This window comes from Amycolatopsis sp. NPDC051106, from assembly GCF_040682775.1.
Classification (GTDB): domain Bacteria; phylum Actinomycetota; class Actinomycetes; order Mycobacteriales; family Pseudonocardiaceae; genus Amycolatopsis.
Map to the genome: position 1 here is coordinate 25,933 of NZ_JBFBBQ010000072.1, position 18,212 is coordinate 44,144.

The 18,212-nt window shown below is 66.4% G+C and carries 16 protein-coding genes and 1 pseudogene; 9 read left to right on the forward strand and 8 right to left on the reverse strand.

Translation table 11 applies throughout. From position 1 onward, the window contains the following. Positions 1 to 69: 69 nt before the first annotated feature. On the reverse strand, positions 70 to 1,128 hold the full coding sequence (locus tag AB0M83_RS36745; RefSeq protein ID WP_364524382.1) for a DUF4917 family protein: 1,059 nt from the start codon (positions 1,126 to 1,128) through the stop codon (positions 70 to 72). A 166-nt stretch (positions 1,129 to 1,294) separates the two neighbouring features. On the opposite strand from AB0M83_RS36745, the gene AB0M83_RS36750 reads away from it, so the two are divergent. From AB0M83_RS36750 to AB0M83_RS36770, 5 genes and pseudogenes are all read left to right on the forward strand, one after another. Further along, positions 1,295 to 2,347, forward strand: coding sequence for an EcsC family protein (locus AB0M83_RS36750; protein WP_364524384.1), 1,053 nt, complete (start codon positions 1,295 to 1,297; stop codon positions 2,345 to 2,347). 133 nt (positions 2,348 to 2,480) lie between these two features. Beyond that, a complete protein-coding gene (locus AB0M83_RS36755; RefSeq protein ID WP_364524386.1) occupies positions 2,481 to 3,791 on the forward strand; it encodes an N-6 DNA methylase in 1,311 nt (436 codons plus the stop codon). Next, positions 3,784 to 4,962 carry a restriction endonuclease subunit S gene (locus tag AB0M83_RS36760; RefSeq protein WP_364524388.1) on the forward strand — a complete coding sequence of 393 codons (1,179 nt, stop codon included), beginning with the start codon at positions 3,784 to 3,786 and terminating at the stop codon, positions 4,960 to 4,962. The genes AB0M83_RS36755 and AB0M83_RS36760 overlap by 8 nt, the downstream gene beginning before the upstream one ends. Then, positions 4,953 to 5,909, forward strand: coding sequence for a hypothetical protein (locus tag AB0M83_RS36765; protein WP_364524390.1), 957 nt, complete (start codon positions 4,953 to 4,955; stop codon positions 5,907 to 5,909). The genes AB0M83_RS36760 and AB0M83_RS36765 overlap by 10 nt, the downstream gene beginning before the upstream one ends. Positions 5,910 to 6,204: 295 nt before the next feature. After that, a pseudogene (locus AB0M83_RS36770) lies at positions 6,205 to 6,438 on the forward strand (transposase); the annotation flags it as partial. Between the two features lie 144 nt (positions 6,439 to 6,582). On the opposite strand, the gene AB0M83_RS36775 reads toward AB0M83_RS36770, so the two are convergent. The 4 genes from AB0M83_RS36775 to AB0M83_RS36790 form a co-directional block, all read right to left on the reverse strand. Next, on the reverse strand, positions 6,583 to 7,197 hold the full coding sequence (locus AB0M83_RS36775) for a hypothetical protein (protein ID WP_364524392.1): 615 nt from the start codon (positions 7,195 to 7,197) through the stop codon (positions 6,583 to 6,585). A 69-nt stretch (positions 7,198 to 7,266) separates the two neighbouring features. Continuing rightward, positions 7,267 to 7,917 carry a hypothetical protein gene (locus tag AB0M83_RS36780; protein WP_364524394.1) on the reverse strand — a complete coding sequence of 217 codons (651 nt, stop codon included), beginning with the start codon at positions 7,915 to 7,917 and terminating at the stop codon, positions 7,267 to 7,269. A gap of 50 nt (positions 7,918 to 7,967) precedes the next feature. Continuing rightward, complete coding sequence (locus tag AB0M83_RS36785) at positions 7,968 to 8,324, reverse strand: hypothetical protein (protein ID WP_364524396.1); 357 nt, start codon at positions 8,322 to 8,324, stop codon at positions 7,968 to 7,970. Positions 8,325 to 8,329: 5 nt separating this feature from the next. Continuing rightward, positions 8,330 to 9,040, reverse strand: coding sequence for a hypothetical protein (locus tag AB0M83_RS36790; protein ID WP_364524398.1), 711 nt, complete (start codon positions 9,038 to 9,040; stop codon positions 8,330 to 8,332). 127 nt (positions 9,041 to 9,167) lie between these two features. Between AB0M83_RS36790 and AB0M83_RS36795 the strand changes: the two genes are divergently transcribed. Together AB0M83_RS36795 and AB0M83_RS36800 are read left to right on the forward strand one after the other, a co-directional pair. Then, positions 9,168 to 9,716 carry an ImmA/IrrE family metallo-endopeptidase gene (locus AB0M83_RS36795; RefSeq protein WP_364524400.1) on the forward strand — a complete coding sequence of 183 codons (549 nt, stop codon included), beginning with the start codon at positions 9,168 to 9,170 and terminating at the stop codon, positions 9,714 to 9,716. A gap of 128 nt (positions 9,717 to 9,844) precedes the next feature. After that, on the forward strand, positions 9,845 to 10,720 hold the full coding sequence (locus AB0M83_RS36800) for a hypothetical protein (protein ID WP_364524402.1): 876 nt from the start codon (positions 9,845 to 9,847) through the stop codon (positions 10,718 to 10,720). 60 nt (positions 10,721 to 10,780) lie between these two features. Here the strand turns inward: AB0M83_RS36800 and AB0M83_RS36805 are convergent, their stop codons facing one another. The 3 genes from AB0M83_RS36805 to AB0M83_RS36815 all read right to left on the reverse strand — a co-directional run bounded on the left by AB0M83_RS36805 (position 10,781) and on the right by AB0M83_RS36815 (position 16,285). Continuing rightward, complete coding sequence (locus tag AB0M83_RS36805; protein ID WP_364524404.1) at positions 10,781 to 11,539, reverse strand: hypothetical protein; 759 nt, start codon at positions 11,537 to 11,539, stop codon at positions 10,781 to 10,783. Positions 11,540 to 11,906: 367 nt separating this feature from the next. Continuing rightward, positions 11,907 to 15,596 carry a P-loop NTPase fold protein gene (locus tag AB0M83_RS36810; protein ID WP_364524406.1) on the reverse strand — a complete coding sequence of 1,230 codons (3,690 nt, stop codon included), beginning with the start codon at positions 15,594 to 15,596 and terminating at the stop codon, positions 11,907 to 11,909. A 257-nt stretch (positions 15,597 to 15,853) separates the two neighbouring features. Next, the gene (locus tag AB0M83_RS36815) at positions 15,854 to 16,285 is read right to left on the reverse strand and encodes an Lsr2 family protein (RefSeq protein ID WP_364524408.1); all 432 of its coding nucleotides are present in this window, start codon (positions 16,283 to 16,285) and stop codon (positions 15,854 to 15,856) included. A 198-nt stretch (positions 16,286 to 16,483) separates the two neighbouring features. Here AB0M83_RS36815 and AB0M83_RS36820 point away from each other — a divergent pair, with 198 nt between their 5' ends. Beyond that, the gene (locus tag AB0M83_RS36820) at positions 16,484 to 16,846 is read left to right on the forward strand and encodes a helix-turn-helix domain-containing protein (RefSeq protein WP_364524410.1); all 363 of its coding nucleotides are present in this window, start codon (positions 16,484 to 16,486) and stop codon (positions 16,844 to 16,846) included. A 156-nt stretch (positions 16,847 to 17,002) separates the two neighbouring features. Further along, on the forward strand, positions 17,003 to 18,212 hold a 1,210-nt coding region (locus AB0M83_RS36825), incomplete at its 3' end, for a hypothetical protein (RefSeq protein ID WP_364524412.1).

Consider the following 18,212-nt stretch of genomic DNA (forward strand, 5'->3'; position numbering starts at 1 on the left):
TTGCCCCAGCTGTGCCCCAGTGAAATTGGTGAGAGGATTTTGCCCATTGCCGCAACGGCGGCTGACTGCTCAGCTCCAGAGCCGAACCGATCCTGCGGTGAAGAACTTGATCTCCAGCGGCTTGGATGTGGTGGCGGCCTCACGAGCCGCCTGTAGGTCGCGCACGGCTTGGATCGTCGCCTGGTTCGCCGGTGATGCGCTGTCTCCGAAGAGGGAGACAGCCAGCCGGCTGATCGATGATCGGGCGACTGCGTCGATGATGTGCTTGTCGTTCTTGCTGAACGACAGGCCGTAGGCAAGGAGCCCGCCGCCGGTGTTGGCCAGTGAGCGGAGGGCGTGGCCCAGGAAGTTGCTGGACTCGATTCGTTCGAGCTTCTCAGTGCTGGTTCCTTCGGCCACGTAGAGCGGGAACGCCCCGGCGTTCAGCTGGTCGCGGATTTGGTCGATCAGCGCGATGTCGGTGCGTCGCCAGGTCAGCTTCTTGATGCCTTGGTCGCCGCGGTACAGGTGGAGTGCGCCATGGAGGTAGTGCACATTTCCATGGTGAGGCTTGAGGTGGTCCCAGACGACGTGGTCGGCGGGGTAGCCGGGGTCGCGGAACCCGTCGTCGTGTCGCCGGGGTGGCAGGCCGCGGTCGGTGAAGTCCTGCATCAGCGTCCAGTAGAGGAGCAGGTCGTAGTTCGCGGTGTAGATCGCCTGGAACCTGTCGAGGAAGGTCCTGACCTGCAGGTAGGCCTCTTCGTCGATGTCGTTCGGACGCTCCGGGTGGAGTGCGGCGAGGATGTGTGCGAGGGCTTCCTTGACGCTGCCGGCCTCGGTGCGGATTTCGTGGATGTCCGAGGCGTATTTCTGCGAGTCGAGGGCCTCCAGGCCCGTGGCCGCGTCTTCGAGGGTCTTGATGACGATCTCGAAGTCCTGGGTGTTCAGCTTGTGGAACAGGTGCAGGGCCAGCGGCCCCAGGAGCCCTTCATCCTCTGCCTGATTTCGCAGTGCGGTGTAGGAGAAGCGACTCGGCGCGTAGGCGATGCTGAAGCCGTTGCCCAGCAGCAGCCGCGGTGTCGGCTTCGCTGCCTTGACCTCGGAGAGCCAGGCGAAGGCCTCCTCGAAGTTCGTCAGCTCGATGGCCATGGCGCCTCCTCGTGCCCGGTGGAGGAAGGAGTCGGCACGGTGGATCTTTCTGTTACGTCCGTCGAGGCGAGACCTGCTCAGCTCTGCGGCGCGGCGACGAAATCGCTTACCATGCCCCATGAGTTCGCCGAAGCCGGCGGAGCAGTCTTCGCACCGAGGGGTGGCCGTGGGCATCGAGCAGATGAGCCCGTATGAGCGCGCGGCGTGGCAGGATATTGAGCGTTGGCGTGACGAGCGGTTGGCAGTTAACGAGCGCCGTCTGGTGCCGCAGCGCGTTCGTGATCGCGTGGTCAAGGGTGGCCAGACCGTCAAGGGACGGCTGGAGCAGGTGCCCGGTGCGGAACAGCTGACCGCGATCGTCGGCAACTCGGTCGAAGGACTGCTGAGGTTGGTGAACAAGACCAGCGAGGCGACGCTGCGACGCAGGGCGGTCGTCGCAGCTTATGTCAAGCGTGGGCATGCGGTCAGCGAGTTGAGCGACATTCACAAGCTCGATCTGGGCGATATCGACAAGGCCAAGCCTCGTCTGGGGCTGCGGTACACGGCCTTCAGCGCGGTCGAGGGTGCGGGCGCGGGCCTGGCGGTTTCCGGCGGTGAACTGCTCACGACAGCCGGCGGTGTCTTCGGTGCGGGCGCTGGTGCGGCGCCCGGTGCGGGCACGGTTGCCGCGGCGATCGCTGCCGACGCGGTGCTGGTGCTGGGTGCGATGACGAGGGCGGTCGCCCACACCGCCGCGTATTACGGCTACGACACCGAGTTGCCGCAGGAGAGGGTTTTCGCGCTCGGCGTCCTCAGCTTCGGGATGGCGCAGCAGACGAGCAAGAGCGTCGCGTACGTCCAGTTGAACAAGCTCGTGAACGACCTCGCCCGCCGGGCGACGTGGGAGCAGTTGAACCGGAACGGCGTCACGCGGATCGTCAGGGCGTTCTACGAGCGGTTCGCCGTGCGGCTGACGAGGCAGAAGCTCGGGCAGGCCGTGCCGGTCCTCGGTATCGCGATCGGCGCCGGGCTCAACGCGAGGTTGCTGCACAACCTGACCGAGGACGCCGAACATCTTTACCGGGAGCGGTTCCTGCGCGAGAAGCACGACCTGGAGACGGTCGATGTCACCGTGACCACGAAGGACGCCGACCTCGCCCCGGACGACGACACGATCCACATCGCGGAGATCGTCGAGGAAGCGACCGCCGCCGAGCAGCACACCCAACGGGCTGACTGACGGCCGACCTGGACGCGAAACTCCTGGTGGAAGGCGTTCTGTCGAGCACGCGACCTGCAACGGAGAGTTGCGGTTAATGTTCGTTTGTGTCACGATTCGCAGCTTTGCTCAAGATGAACGGGGAGTACTGCTTGTGAACAGCGAGAGAGAGCTGCTGGCCCGGGTCCGGGAGGACCTCCGGGCGGCTGGCTACCCGCTCGTCCTCGCCGACATGCGCTTGCCCACCACCCGCAAGGAGCATCGCCTCGACGTCGTCGCGTTCGCCGCAGACAGCACCGGCGCTCTGCAGCCCGCTGTCGTCGTCGAGGTCAAGCAACGAAGGGTTCACGACCCGCAACTCGTCCTCGACCAGCTCGCCTTGGCCCGCGACATCCTCGGAACCCGACTGCACTACCTCGTCACCCCCGACGGCTGGCTCGAGGCTGATGGCGGCCTGCGCCGCCTGCAGCAGGTCGACGGCCCTGCCGAGGCGGACCGGCCCGGCGGCGAACTGCGTGACATCTCCACCGTCGAGCTTCTGCTGCAGCAGTACCTGTGGGCCGAGAGCAACCGGCACCGCAACGAGGCCGGACCAAATGCCGCCCTGGGCGCGGTTCGTGATTTGCTGATTCGCTTCGCCAGCCCGGCCACTGTGCCTGCTGACCAGACCGTGCCGATGGACCCGGCAACGCGGTGGCTCGCCGTGCGCGACGTCGTCCGCAAGTACCTGGCTCGCGACAGGCATCTCGAGCCGCTGCTCAGCCAGCCAGCGCTCGCTCGGCCAGTGGCTCAGCTCCTCGGCGACGTCGTCCCTCCGCGCGTCGAGGATCCGTTCGCTGGCCTCGGCGCCTTCCTGTGGGCGGTCGCCGACCGAGCAGGGGAAGCTGGCACCGTGGTGCAGCTGTCCGGCACGGACATCAACTCCAACGTGGTTGAGCTCGCTTCGGCGGTGGGTGCGCTCTGCCCAGTGCCGCTGCAGTTCCGGGTCGGCGACAGCTTCCGCCTACAGGATGGCGATCCGGTCGACGCAGTCCTCACGCAGCCGCCGTTGGGCCTGCGACTCCCCGACCCGTTCCGTCTGTCCAGCGGTGCGACGACGAAGGACGGTGAGCTGGCCGCGATCGACGTCGCCCTGAGCCGCCTCACGCCAGGCGGCCGCGCTGTCCTGCACATCAGCCGTGGGTGGACGTTCCGCAGCGGAGACGCGGCGCGGTACCGCGCGTACCTGGCGGCGAAGTGGCGCGTCGCTGCGCTCATCGGGCTGCCAGCCGGGGCGTACGCCGGCACGAGCATCCCGTCGACGATCCTGGTCGTTGACCGTGCTCAGCCCGGCGAGACGTTCGTCGCGAACCTCGAGGCGAACTGGGCGGAGGAGCTCGCCCCCGGCGGCTCCGTGCTCACCGAGTGCCTGAAGCATCTCGACGCACCGCACATGCTTGGCGGCGCGGGCGGCCGAGGTGAGTAGTCCCGTCACTGCTGTTCTCGATCTGCGGGAGCGAGCAACCTGGGACGTCACCGTGTTGCTCGCGCCGACGCCCGACGAGCTGTGGGGTCAGCAACCGCTCGTTCCGCTGGGTGCGCTCGTGCAGGTGCGCACGCCGCGCAACGAGGCGAAGGAGGACGAACCTGTCGTCGGTCCGGGGAGCGTTGACACCGTCACTGGTGACGTCCGCACCCGCCGTGGCCGTGGCGCCCATCGACTCGTCCTGCGCGTCGGGAATACGGACGCCGCCGCCCACCTCGGTGACGTCCTGGTGCCGCAGCTCGGCGACGGCCCCTGCGTGCTCATCGGCGAGCAGCACCGCGCCCTGACCTTCGTCAACTTCGTCGCGCTGCGCCCCGAGCAGCCGACCACCGGCCTCTGGCTGTGGGCCGCGCTGAGCTCTGCTCGTGGACGCGCGCTGCGCCGAACCCTGACGGTCGGCACTACCGGGCGACTCCCGCTGACCGCGCTGCTCAACACGCCCGTTCCGGTACCGCTCCCGCCCGCCGACCCGTGCTACGCCCAGCTCTCAGCGCTGCACGCGCGGACCAGCGTCGCCGTGAGCTCCGAAGGGCGCAGCTGGTGGCGCGTCACCACGCTGCCAGTTGACGGCCAGTGGCACCGCTACCTCGTCACACCCACACCCGAGGTCTTCAACGACGGCGTTCCACTGAAGGAACTCGCCACTATCATCGCTGGCCGCAACCCGCCTGGCGTCTTCGAGCAGCCGCGGCCAGGCGCCCTGCCCGTCCTCAACGGTCGGTCGGTCGATGGGAACAAGGTGCAGCGCTGGGCCGAGCCGGGGACCGGTGTAGTCGCGGAGCCCGGTGACGTCGCCGTTGTCGAGGTCGGGGTGCGCGGACGGGCAGCCCTGGTCACGCAATCAGCCATCGCCGGGACGGGCGTGCTGCTGGTCAAGCCGCACGACCGCAGCCATGGCGAAGCGCTGGCCGCCTATCTGCGCAGCGAGCCCGCTCAAACGCTCCGCGGCACCCTCATCACCGGCGGCGTCATTCCCAGGCTGAGCCGTAGCACCCTGGCGCAGCTGCCCGTGCCGCACGACGCGCTGTCCGCCTCCGGGGATGCCCATGCGCAGCAGCCGTCTCCCCACGCCCCACTGAGCGAGCAGTTGGAGCAGCTGCTGTGGAACTGACCGCACGGCTGGCGCCCGTGGTGTTTGCTGAGCTGTACCAGGAGCTCCAGAGCAGCTGCGCCACACAGATGGCTGACCGGCTAGCCGACATCGACCGCGATCTCGACTGGCTCAGCTTGACCATCCAGCGGTACGAGGCGCTCTGGGCGTACCGGCTCACCCTGCCGGACCCGCAGGAGCGGTACCAGCCGCTCGACGCCGACCACGCAGCCCTTGCCGCCTGGATCACTGCCGGACTGCGCGGCTACGGCCCGAGCAACGAGATCAACCAGGCCGTGCAACAGGCCGTGCGCGACCGGACCGCCGGCGACCCGCCGGAGCTCGTCCGGGACCACAGCCGAGTCGCGCTCGTCGCCTGGAGCCTCGGGCAGGTGGTTGGCGACTACGACCGCTCGCTGCCCGTTGTGTTCTGCGAACCGCTCGCTGACCGCAGTGTGCAACTGGCCTACGAGGGGCTCGTGCAGCACGTAGTCGGGCTGCCGGAGCTGGACGAGTGGCCCGAGATGCTTGGCAGCGCCGTGCTGTGGCGGGCGTGCGGGCTCGCGGACGGCCTACGCCCACAAAGGGGCGGCAGATCCAACCTGGAAGCGAGCGTGAACGAGCTCATCGCCGGGATGCGCCGCTACGTCAGCTCCACCGTGCTCCTCCAGTGGGCGAAGGAGTGGCCCGAGTACACGAAGGTCCGCAACGGTTTCACCCACGTCGCCGGGGAGAACGGCGCGTACTCCTTCGCTGACGTCGCCTCACGCATGCGCAACCGCAGCGAGGTGGCGCCCGCCCTGACCAGCGCTACCACGTTCGTCGGTCACAGCCTTACCGAAGAGCTTCTCGACAGCCCGCTGGCGCGGTGGCGAGCCGTGGCAGACAACCTCGAGTGGGAACTTCAGGCCTACGAAGACTTCGCGCCCACCGGGTCCGACTCATGGACGTCCCTGCATTCCGGCTGACTTACAGAACTGAGGTCCGGCCCTCCGCACAACGAGCTCGCGCAGGTTGGTGCCCTCCCCGAGATCCGGCCAGGGCGGCGGCACGTACCGAGATCACCAACCGACAGGAGGCAATGCCGCCGCCACTGGCCTCCGATAGGGACTGTTCCAAGATCGGTGTTTCCGGCCCGACACGCCGGGCTGAGGTCCGGCGGGATGGGCACTGTGAGTGATGACATCGGAGCTTGTGAGTCCACGCAAGAGTGAGTCGAAGCCGGCGCGGGAGCTGTCGCCGGAGCAGGCCGCAGCGGCGGCGATGGTGGCCGAGGCGAAGGCCCGCGGGCTGGCGCTGACCGGACCGGACGGGTTGCTGAAGCTGTTCACCAAGAACGTGCTGGAAACGGCACTGAACGAGGAAATGACCGAGCATCTCGGCCATGAGAAGAACCAGGCCGACCCGGATCGTGAGTCGACGAACGTGCGCAACGGCACCCGGCCGAAAACGGTGGTCTCGGATGCGGCGGGTGAGGTCGGGATCAACGTGCCGCGCGGGCCGGTGGCCTCGTCGTTCCGGGCGCGCATCGCGATGCGTCGAGTTGGACCGCCGTGCGCTCAGAGCGGTGGCGACGATGTCGGTCGATGAACGCGCAGGGACTGGATCAGCCGGCCGTGTGAACCGACGTCCGGGACGGTTTCACCGGGGCTGCATCGAGTCGTAGAGGGCCTGCGCGATGGCCTTGACCTTGTCCTTGCAGCTCTGCGTGTCGTCCGAGGCGGCGTTTGCGTCGTTGATTCCGACCTTGAACGTCGCGTTGCTGTCCAGGACGACCAGGTCGCACATCTTTCCGTTGGGAGCCGGTCCCCACGCCGCGCGCTCGCCGAGGTGCGTGGCCGGGTCCGGCACGTAGCCGCCTGATGAGGTGTCGATATCGAATCCTGTGCGCTGCCGCGCCACGGTGTTCACCTCCACGTCCAGGTGGACCGTCACGGCGTTGGCCGGGTCGGTGAAAGTGCACAGCCAGCCCTTGCTGCCTTGCAGCGGCGTGTCCGAGCTCTTCGGCGGCAGGTTCCCGACCCGGGCGGCGACGTCGTCGCAGCTGGCCAGCGGCGACGACCCGTACTTGCCGTCACTCTCGTCGTAACTACTGCCGCCGCGGTTCAGCACGGCGAAGACTCCGACGGCGACGCCGATCACCACGACCACGCCGATGGCCACGATCGCGATGATCCAGCCAGTGGCGAGCCTTCGCTTCGGCGGCGGTGGCCCTCCGTAGTACTGCGGGAAGCCCGGGGGGACCGGTGCGTTCACAGTTGTGTCTCCCGGGTCACAGGTTGACCGCTTGCGGCCACTGGCCACCGGGCAGCCGGGGGTCGTTCATCAGCCCCTGGCGTCGCGGACGCTGGCCAAGGTACCCATCAGCCGAGTGGCGATCTCGGCCAGCCGGTTGATCCCGTTGGTGACCAGCCCGCCGATCGCGCCGGCCAGGTCCTTGGCCGCAAAAGGAATCCCGACGACGGAGGCAGTTTCGAGCGAGGCGGTCACCAGCGCCCCGAGGAAGTCGGCGACGATCTTCACCAGGCCGGTCATGAACTCGACGTTGAGCTTGGCGATATTCATCAGCCAGCTGCTGATCGCGTCGGCCTTCCCGCCTTGGCCGCCGATCGCCTCCACCGCGTCCCGCTGGGCCTTGGCCCGGTTGCGGTACTCGGTGGCGGCCGCGCCCTCCCAGTAGGCCAGATTGGGGTCGGCGGGGGCCTCCACCGAGCCCACCATGGTGGAGAAGTCCTTCTGCACGTGGTCCTGCCAGTTGAAGCTCTGCACGATCAGCGACACGACCGGCATGTGGTGTTCAACGGCGTACTGCACCAGCTTCACCAGCTTGTCCAGACCGTCACGGACTTTCTTGAGCGCGTCGGAGATCCAGATCAGCGCCGGACCGAGGACGTACTTCCAGTCGTTGACGTGGTGGACCGCGGCATTGAACTTGTCGATGACCTTGTGGATCTCACCCTCGATGGTGGTGAACATGCCGTCAAGGGGACCGGTGTAGGCCTCGGGGCCCATGGGTGTGGTCATGTCTACTGAGGCGCCGTTCCGTAGATCTTTTTCAGGTCGATTTCGGTGACTTGCTCGGCCAGGTCGTACATCGCGGCGGTCTTCTGCAGCGCGTCGTCGACCTGGTCGAACTCGACGACGGCTCCCGTGATCGCCGTTTCCACGTACGAGCGCAGGGATTCGTAGGTGTCGCTCAGCAGCTGCGCGTTGAACGCTTCGGTGGCCAAAGTGAGGGGATCGCCGACGAAGAACGCCATCGGGCCCAGTGTCGCGTTCTGCACGACGGGCTTCACTTTGCTCACGGTGTCGGCGAAGCCACGCCATTTCGTTCCCTCGACGCGCACCGCCGAGGTGATGACCTTGTATCCGACCATCGTCATTCTCTCTAGTCGTCGTAACGGAACTCGAAGGGTTCCTCGTCGTCGTCATGGGCCGGCGGCCGGGTCGAGCGCGGCGTCGTCTCGGCGTCGGATGCGGCGAGGCCGGCTGCCGCGAACACCTCGAGGAAATCCAGTCGCAGCCGGTCCGAGCCGGCGTTCGCCAGCGTGTTAACCGATCCGTCCAGGCCGGCGGGGCTTCCGCCTCGCAGGTGCAGGACGAAGAACCCTCGCGGGCTCCTGATGTCGCTGGGCGGAGGCGTCGTCCGGCTCGCGTCGAGACGATGGATGTGGTCGAGCCGGTCGTCGATGTCGTTCATCCGTGCGCGGATCGCCGCGATCCATTCGTCATACGGCAGGGATTCATCGAGGACGGGCAATTCCGCCGGCCTGTCCGCTGCCGCTGGGTCTCTCGTGTTGGCGAGTTCGACGACCATGGCGCGCTGAATGGCGGTGACGTAGGTCTGGAACAGCACGCCGGCGAGTTGCGGGGCCGGTATCCGGGATACCCAGCTGCGTTGGATGCCGACGTCGGTCACCTTGCGTTGGGCGTCGACGGCGACTCTGATGGTGCCGCTGGCGTCCCGCGCTTCGTACTCGGCGGCGGGCTCGACTTTCTCACCGCCCGGCTGCAGCAGCTCGTTGAGCTGCGCGTCTACCGCGGCAACGCTGGGCATGTCGAGCTCTGCGAGCACGACGTGGTCAAGATTGAACGCCAACGGTCCTCTGCAGCCGCAGGACGTCGAGCACCTGGAGCAGCTGATCGGCTCGGCGGTGCGCCGCTTCAACGCCGACCGGCAGGCGCAGGCGGACTGAGCCATGGGGACGCGGTGGACGCAGGCAGAGATGCGGAAGGTCGCCGCGGAAGAGCGAGCGGGGCTCGGGCTGTCCCGGCTCGCGCCCCTGGACCCGTACTTGCTCGCCGAGGAGCACGGTATCCGGGTGTACCCGATCGACGAGCTCGGCGACTGTGCCCGCGCCAACGCCGCGATCCGGCACTACACGTCCGCGCGCTCGAAGATCTGGTCGGCCGCCATCATCCCCGTCGGAAGCAGCCGCATCATCATCGAGAACACAGCGCACTCCGAGGCGCGTCGACGTGCCAGCCTGGCTCACGAGCTGGCGCACCATCTGCTCGAGCACGAGTTCGCCGAGCTGCTGTTGGGCGAAGACGGTTGCCGGCACTTCGATCCCGCGAAGGAGAAGGAAGCCAAGTACCTCTCGGGACAGCTGCTGATCCCCGACGACGCCGCGAAGCGTGCGGCGTTCGACAACATGACCAACGCCCAGGTCGCCGAAGCCTATGGTGTAAGCGAGCAGTTCGCTCAGATGCGGATGTCTGGTGTGCGCGTGATGGCGCGGCATGCCCTCGCGAAGCAGGCTCGTTCGCGATAGCCAGCTTCGCTACTTGAGCTACTCCTTATGCAGAAATCTCAGCCGGGTGACGGCAGATCGAGTGAGGTGGGCTGACGCATCCGCCAAAGGTACCCTGCTCGAGCCGCGGTTCGGGAAGGGAGATTCGTATGGAGGAGACCGCTTCCGCCGTCGGGCAGGAGAGGTTCAATCGGCCGACGATGGAAGAACTCGTCGAGTGGGCGCTGGAGGAGCCGCCCCCAGTTGGCAACCTGGCCGAACTCCTGGACTCCGCGGCCGTGGGCATCGTCAAGCATTCGTGGCGTAACAGCCCGTGGGAGGACGCCCACGCGGACCCGGCGTCACCCTTGACCGACGGCGAGATGATGCGCTCGAACGCCGCTACCACGCGGCTGGTCCGCGAGTTTCTTCGAGACTTCTTCCGGGATTCCTTCGAGGTTGACGTTCCCTCGGCGGGAACGATGAGAATTTCAGATTCTGGGACCCGAGCCGCCGGCCTGTTGCCGCTGGACGAGTGCGACTTCTTGGACGACTTCGACGATGGCGACTTGTTGGCGGACTCGATGCTGAGCCCGTTGTTCGTGGCGCTTACCAGCCGGGTGCTCCCGTGCGGATACACCGTGCGGGAGGTGGCGGCCGAGCTGTATCCGGAGCTCGAAGACCATGTCGCTGCCAACCTCAATCACTTCGCCGAGGTCACCGACCGGCACAGCCTCCGGGCCGCTCTCTATTTGAAGGCCAAGGCGGCGGAATTCGAGCGGTGGTGGCTCGGACCTGACTGGAGCGACGTCGTCGACGCTCTGGCTGCGGTGATGGCTGAACCCGAGCACCACCACTGGGACATCCGCGGTTATCCGGAGCTCGTCGGCCGACCCGGTCGCTGTCGCGACATCGAGCAGCTCGCAGTCGTGCTGATCCAGGGGCCCGATAGGCTGAGCGCGGCTGAGGCTGAGTGGTGTGTCGAAGACGCTGGGATCGACTTCGCGCTTCACCACGTCAGGTCCGAGGTAGCAAGGAAGCGGTGAGACCCGAAGGCCAGCGTGTTCATGGAAGCTGCAGGTCAAGTGGCAAATTTCGGAGGTTTGCTATCCGGCGCTCGGTCCGGGCTCCGCATCCGGCCATCCTCGTGCCTGCCCCGGAGGTAGGCCCTTCCGGCTTTCCCACATCTCGACGTAGCCAAAGAGTTGCTCGGTTGCCTTGGTCATCGCCGCCAGCAACTCCAACCAGAGCCTTCCGGGGATTACGTCGGGCCGGAGTGGAACGCCAACGCTCATCTGATCACCGGTAATCTGCCACGCGGTGCGGAGATGATTGACCGACAAGTGCACCCAGCCCGACGTTTCTTTATAGACCGGTGGAAGCCACGGGTGATGCGGAATCGCAAGCTCGACCAGTCGCGCGTCGGTCAGCGGCTTCCCGTCCGAGTCCTTCATCTTGCGGAACTCGGTTCCCTCCAGCATTGCTGTGACCACGTCATCTGCCAACGGCACATGCGCGACGTAGCAAGCGCGCACGAGGGTGTCGAGTTGCATCCGGAGTAGGGGAGCCGCTGCTGCCAGGTTATACCCGTCAACGCAGTCAACGACCGCTTCCACCAGGCCGTAGCTTCGCTGCATCATCGACATAATCAGGAGGTCGGGCAAGTAGATCTTGCCGTCGTCGACCTCAATTACGCGGCGCACTAAGTCGAGATGATGAACGCGCAGTCGGTCGAGATACTCGCGCGGATTGCGTAGCTCAGGGAAGCGATGGGCGGCGGTACCAGCCAAGATTGGGCGTGGCTCTCGTGCCGGTCGGAACGCAGGCAACTCATCGCCACCGCCGGTCCCAGCTTCGTTTGTCACGCGTTCATCATTTCACCGCGAGGCCATTCGGGCATCCCAGTCTCGGCATGAGCTGCTGGCGACGCCACCGAGTTTGACGCCGACCCCCGACGCTCATCGTTGATCCGGTGACAAGTGGGAGACCTCCCGAATGGAGGCGGGTCACTTGAGCTGCAGGCTGGTGGAGAACTTCAGCGTGGGGTTATAGATCAACTCGGTCCTCCGAGGGTGACCGAAGGCCCACCGGCGCGTAGGGGACCAAGCGCCCGCTGGAGATTATGGGCTCGTCAAGCCATCCCGCCGTGTGCTGCCTCGGGGCGGGCCACCATCACCTACGTCGATGGGATCGGCGTTCCCGGCCAACGTCGGCGCCGTGGAGCTCGCCGTTTCAAAAGGTCATGACGAAAAGGTCGTAGGTCTCGAACCCGTACCGGGCTATCGCGGTCGCCCACCTCCGGTAGGTGCCGACCTCGCCGTGAACCGTTCTCCCTTGGACGCGTTCCGCTTTGATCAGCTTGGACAGACGGCGCGGAAGTCCGTCGTCGATCAGCGCGTCGGTGATGTCTTGGCCGCTCGCATCGGCGAGCTTGACCAGCAGTTCGCGGGCGCCTTGCGGATCGCTGACGAGGGCCGCCAGCAGCAATGCGGCGGCCTGGTACTCCTCTCTGACCAGGAAGTACTCCAAGTGCTCGGGCGGGACGGACAGCCTTACCAGGCGGTAGAGGTTGGCGAGCTTCTTCGTTGCGCGCGGGGTCGGGAGCAGCCAGACAAGGCTGGCGAGGAAGTCCTGCTCGAACTGTTGGATCCGCATGCCTTCCGGTGCGAGGTCGACCTCATCAGGTGAGCGGCTCGCTATGAGGCGCTCGGCCGCCACCGGGGTCGGGACGGCGTGCTCGACTTCCGCTCGACTCGGTGCCGCGGCGACGGTGTTCGCTCGCGTAGGGGCGACCTCATTGGTGAGTTCGTCCGGCGACGCAATCTGATCGGGCTCGTTGGCAACGGGCAGCATCGATCTCAGGAAGTCGGCGGCCTTGGTACCCATCGGGCGGAGGGCGAACGGAATGTGGAAGATTTTGTCCAGGTAGTCCAGTGGCGTGACCGCATCGCGCAGCAGGCCGCGGTGGTGCCGGCCCAGTGCCTTCAAAAGCCATCGTGGGTCGACTGCCACGACGACCATGAACAGGTCCATGGTGAGGAGGAGATTTACGGCCTGGAGGACGTCGGCGACGCGTTGAGGTGTGCAGCGGTCGAGGTCGTCGACGTAGAGGACGATGCGCTGAAGCGGTGGTTTCCCTTGTCCACCGTCGTCGGACCAGGCGGTGCGCGCGGTCGCGAGGTCCTCGCTCAGCCGTCGTAGGTCGTGGTGGATGCGTCCGGTGAGACCGCGGAAGCTTTCGTATCGCTCGGCGGTGCTGATCTCGGCGAGCAGGCGGTGGAGCCGATGCGCCGGCTCGACGCGGGCGAGTTCATCGTCGGCCTTCCTGATGTCGGCGTCCAGCTCGTCCTTGCGTCGCAGCAGTTGTTTGCGAAGATTCTCGGTGGATTCGCGCAGGGTGCGCCACGCGGCGGCTACAGGTGCGAGCGCGCCGACCGTGATGCCGATCCACGTCAGCTGAGCTTGCCCGAACGAAGTGGCCACCACGATGCCGGCGATTCCGGCCAGCGTGAGAAGAAGGTAGGGCCAGCCTCGGCGGCTGAACAGCTCTCGTCCTCCGCTGATCACTGCGGCTTTCGCCACCTTGACGCTGCGCAGGGGTGCCCGGGCGGCGGCGAACCAGCCGCGGTCGGTTTCGATGCGATCGATCGCTTCGAGGTCGGCCGTTAGCCGGTCTCGATCCGTTTTCCGCGTGGATAGTGTCGTCTTCAACTGCGCGACCTGCTCGGCGGTAGAGTCGTCAGTGGTGATCTTGCTCGCGGCGAGCTCGCGGAACATGTGCTCGACGAGCCCGACCCACAGGTGATCGTCGCTGTAGTGCCACGCGTTGAACGTCACCTGCTTGATGTTCGATACGAACGTGCTGTCCGGCGACTCGCTGGAGCGCCGTGCTGCTTCCGCGAGCCATTCCCGTAGCTGCAACATGAAGGTCGACTTCCCGGAGCCCCAGTCGCCGAGTACCGCGACCGACAACGGCGGACGTACCGTCGTCGCCGCCAGCATCGCGCCGATCAGCCGGACGTCGCCTCCGATGTCGAGTCGGTCTTCGCTGCTTTCGAGATCGCTCTGAACGTCGGCGAGCACCTCCCGGCCCATTGGCGGGCTCGCCGCATCAGCGGACAGCTGCGTGCGGGACCCGAGGGCCCATCTGCGTACTGTCCCGTCCCCGGATCCGGAGAACAGTACGGTGCCGTCGTCGTCCAGGAACGCCAGCGAAGTAATCGTGCCTTCGTGGCTGCCGAAGGGCTCGCCGACCGGGTCGCCGGTCTCGCTGTCCCATTCGCGGATGAGCTGATCGGTCGCGCCGCTGATGATGCTGCGCCCGTCCGGTGTGAACTGCACAACGGTCACCGACCCGTCGTGGCGTTGGTTCGGCGATGTCATCGGTTGTCCGGTGCCGGCATCCCAGACCCGGATACGGCCGTCGCTTCCTCCGCTGACGATGCGATTACCGGCTCGATCGACCGACACCGTCAACGCGGCGTGCTGGTGCGCGCTGATCGCTTCGCCGATGCGCTCACCGGTCTTGGTGTCCCATCGAAGCAGACGGCCGTCTTTGCTGCCCGCCGCGATGATCTGGGCTCCATCCGGGGTGACGCAGACGGCGTTCACCTCGCCGCGGTGCCCGGTGAGCGGCTCGCCGACCGGTTGCCCGGTATCTCGGTTCCAGCGGCGTACAGTGCCGTCCGCTCCAGCGGTGATGATCCACTGGCTGTCCGGTGTGAACGTCACCGCGCGCACTCCGCCGGTGTGTCCGGTCAGCGGTTCGCCGGAGTACTGGCCGGTCTTCGGGTCCCATCGGACGATCGGGCCGTCTTCGCCGACGCGGACGAGCTGGTTACCGTCAGGAGACAGCGCGATGGCGTTCACCCAGCCGTCCGGTGCTCGAAAACGCCCAAGCGATTTCCCCGTCCTGCTGTGCCAGCGGCGGATGGATCCGTCGATACTCGCGCTGATCAGCTCGTTCCGCACGGAGTCGACAGCGAGCGCGTTGACTGCAACGGCAGGCCCCCGGAACGCTTCGGTGTGCACCGCCTTGCGACTGAAGGTCCATCGGGCGATGGTGCCATCGTTGCTGCAGCTGAACACCCGGGTGCCATCCGAGCTGGCCTGGATGGCGCGAACCCAGTCCGTGTGGCCGCGGTGTGGACTGCCCACAGCGGTACCGCCGGCCAGCTCCCAGCGTCGCACGGTCCCGTCGTCGCCACCGCTGACGACGTAGTTCCCGTCCGATGTGACGACGACCGTGAACACGGCGCCTTCGTGGGCGCGAATGGGTTCGCCGACAGCGAGCCCGCTTCGCAGATCCCACTGCCGGATCGTGCCGTCACCACCTCCGCTGACGAGTTGGGTGCCGTCCGGCGTCAAGGCCAAGGAATGTACCCAGCCGGTGTGGCCAATGAGCGGATCTTTGAAGGTTCCCTCCGGGGAAGCCCGCTGAATGGAGCTGTCCGTGCCTGCCCAGACGACTTGATCGGTCGCCAGCGAGACGCACATGGCCCGCACCGAGCCTGGATACGGGAACGTGTTGAGCAATCGGCCGTCGGTCAAGTCCCACTGCCTCAGCTTGCCGTCATCTCCACCTGCGAAGACCTGGGTGCCGTCAGCGCTGATTGAGATCGTCCAGATCATTCTGGTGCTCGTGCTGAACGATCGGATGAGCTGGCGAGTGTCGACATCCCAGATGCGAACGACGCCGTCGCCACCACCGGTGACGATCTGCTGGCCGTCAGGCGTGACAGCTACGGCGAGCACCCAGCGCGTGTCGGCATTGATCGGACCGCCGATGGCACGGTGCTTGATGGGATCCCAACGCCGGAGAGTGCGGTCGCCGCCCCCGGTCGCGAGCCAGCTGCCGTTCGGAGCCGCTGCCATCGCGAACAAGGGCCACAAGTGCCGAGCGAAGGGTTCGTTGTCCGCCATGTGGAGGAAGTCGCAATCTTTGGTTAGAACGTAACGGCTGCATGCGACCGATGAACGCGGTTCAGCGGCGACGCGACTCTGCACCAGTGTTCGGGGCGGCGCGCGGTCACAGCTTGTCTCCAAGCTGGCGAACAGCCGGAGTTAGGGGCATGCCGCTTCGAGTACGAGATAGCTTCTGGAGGTTCCGCTGATGACTTGTCGTCTGATAGCAAAGTCGAGACCAGGTCTTCTTGAGCGCTTCCTAGGCCAAGCGCGTGCTATTTGCGTCGCTTGGATGTTGGCCTTGACTTCGAAGCCGGGCGAACTTTTCCATCGATGCCCAATTTGCTTGCCTTGTGCGAGGCTTTGTACGCCTCGACGATCGAGGTTGGAATCCGTCCTCGATCGGCTACTTCGTGCCCGTTGTCCCGAGCCCAAGCGCGCATCTCGTGGGTGGCGGTGTACTCGCCGGATACCTCCGTATCGGTCTTGTCGCTGTCGGTCGACTGGCCAACGGCAAGCTTGACGCGGCCACCGCCGGTGCGGCGAGCGGCTGTCAAGTATGGCTCCATTGCCGTGCGCAGCGCGCTGGCGTTTGCGTTGGAGAGGTCGATCTCGTAGGTCGCACCGTCGAGTCCGAATGGGACGGTCTGGTCGGCGCGACTGCCGTCCGTGTCGTCGGATATCTCAATGGAGATTCGCTTGGCCATTGTCGCCAACCTTCTTTGAGTCGTTCGTGTGTCTGCCAGATCGGTCGAATAGTAGCGTCGTGCGGTCGCGCGTGATCGGCGGGTATGACTGTTGACGAGGTTCTTTGTATTTCTTTCGAGAAACCATTGACTGATCGTGCCCCTGTCGGCATGGATGGCTGTATGTCGCGGCGAACACTTCCCTTGGATTCGAGTCATATGGCTGTCGAGACGAAGAGGAGAAACGTGATGGGAACCGAGATGGGTGCGGAGCGCCTCGACGGCGTCGCGGCAGCGATCCGCGAACTCGCCGAGGCGGTGCGGGCGGCCGCGCCGGAGCCGCCAGCCGACCCGGACGCGCTGCTCACCGCGGAGCAGGTGGGGGAGTTGCTGCAGTTGTCGCCGAGGACGTTGAAGGACCAGGCCGCCGCCGGCGTGCTGCCGCATCACCGGTTCGGGAAGCACTACCGGTTCACCCGCACCGATGTCGCCGAGATCGTGCGGATCAGCGCCGAGCCGGTGAAGCCAGCGCGGCGGCGGGTGTCCGTTGCGGACGTTGCCCAAGACTTCCGCGCCGCGTGATGCGGGCGGAGTAACAGAGAAGAAGAGGAGCGAAGGATGGCTCACGGCCAGGAAGAGCCCGGCACGGGTGAGTGGCGTGCCCGGTACAAGCGTCCCGATGGGACGTGGGGGAGCAGGTCCGGGTTCCCCACCAAGAAGGCGGCCGAGGACTGGGGTCTGGAGCAGGAGGCGCTGATCCGGCGGAACCTGTGGCTGGACCCGCGCGACGGAGAAACCCGCTTCGACGACTTTGCCGAGGAGTGGCTCGGCGCGGTGGCTCCGCGGCTGGAGCTGAACACGGTCGCGAAGTACCGGTCGTTTCTCGACAGCCAGTTGCTGCCGCAATGGAAGGCGTGGCCGTTGGTCGCGATCTTCAACGGGTATGTCGAGATCGAGCGGTGGCTCTCGGAACTGCACGAGGACTATGCCGAGTCGTCGGTGTCGTCGTACTTCGCGTTGTTCTCCACCATCCTCAACGGCGCCGTCCGGGCACGGATGATCCCCGCCAACCCGTGCAACGGCGTCCGTGTGTCCAAAGGCGAGTTCGGCGCCGAGCGGCTGGTGGCCACACCGGCGCAGGCGTTACGGGCCGCGATGCGGCTCTACGAGCAGGGGCTGGGGATGTCGGGTTTCGTGCTGTGCCTGATGGATTTCTATACCGGCGCCCGATGGGGTGAACTCGTCGGGCAGCAGCGGCACGAGTACGACTCCGAGAAGCGCGGGATCGAGATCCGGACGCCGTTGAAGGAGGTCGGCGGGAAGGTCTACAAAGGAGGCCGTAAGAGTGATGATCATCACTCGGATGGTCGTCAACGGCCGCCGACGCGGCGGGGCAACTCGCGGCCGAAGAAGGGGCGGACCAAAACCCCTGCGGGGACTCGGTTCGTGGCGCTGCCCCCGGGGATCGCGGCGCTCTACGAGGAGTTGATGGACAGCCATCGGGAGCCATTCGTGCTGTGCACTCCTGAGGGGCATCCGTGGCGGCGGTCGAACTTTCGGATCCGGTTCTGGCGGCCGGCATGGGATGGAATCGACCTGGACGGGTCTGGGGCAGGGGAGCGGCGTCCGCCGATTCTGCCGACCTTCACCTTCCATGAAGGGCGCCACACGCATGCCACCTGGCTGACCGAAGACGGGATCCCGGAGGTCGCTCGGCGGGCACGGCTGGGTCAGCAGATGAAGGGGATCGCGCGGGTCTACGACCACGTGACGCCGGCGATGGTGAACCACATCCGCGGAGAACCGGCGCGCCGTTGGCGAGGATGTGCCTCGGCAGGTGACCAGACTGGGGGTCCGGGGGCGTGCCCCCGGCGGGGGTGTGGGGGCTCGGTGACCGGCGACACGCTGTTCGCCGGGTCGGTCGGCCGCGGCGCCGACGCGGAGTCGG